The organism is Collinsella sp. SGI.178, from assembly GCF_050313495.1.
GTDB lineage: Bacteria > Actinomycetota > Coriobacteriia > Coriobacteriales > Coriobacteriaceae > Collinsella.
Window position 1 is genome coordinate 1 of the sequence record NZ_JBNPLM010000057.1, and the last position, 540, is coordinate 540.

At 58.9% G+C, this 540-nt stretch carries 1 protein-coding gene; it reads left to right on the forward strand.

The genetic code is table 11. The annotated features are described in order from the left end of the window. Positions 1-157: 157 nt before the first annotated feature. The coding region (gene tnpA, locus ACQRAQ_RS08625; protein WP_427794557.1) for an IS200/IS605 family transposase at positions 158-540 on the forward strand (383 nt) is incomplete at its 3' end.

The following is a 540-nucleotide window of genomic DNA, read 5'->3' on the forward strand; positions in this document are numbered from 1 at the left end:
TTAAAGGCTTTAGCCTGTGCGGGGCGCGCAGCGCGCCGCATCAGAAACCACCCGCTATGCGGGTGGGGCCAAACGGCTTTACAAAGCCGCCCCCTCGCCGGACACTTGCGATTGTTCAGGCCGCAAGGAATCCGAGTCGAGAGGGCGGTGGTGGCGTATGGCCCAGAAGGCCTACAGCCTGTCGCACACGAAGTGGATGTGCAAGTACCACGTCGTGTTCACGCCGAAGTATAGGCGCAAAGTCATCTACAACCAAATAAGGTCTGACCTTGGGGAGATCTTCAGGAAGCTCTGCCAGTACAAGGGGATAGAGATCATCGAGGGGCACCTGATGCCCGACCACGTCCACATGCTGCTGGCGATACCGCCGAAGTACAGCGTGTCGAGCGTGATGGGCTACCTGAAGGGGAAGAGCTCGCTGATGATATTCGACAGGCACGCGAACATGAAGTACAAGTTCGGCAACAGGAGGTTCTGGGCCGAGGGCTACTACGTGTCCACCGTCGGCCTGAACGAGGCCACGATCGCGAAGTACATCCG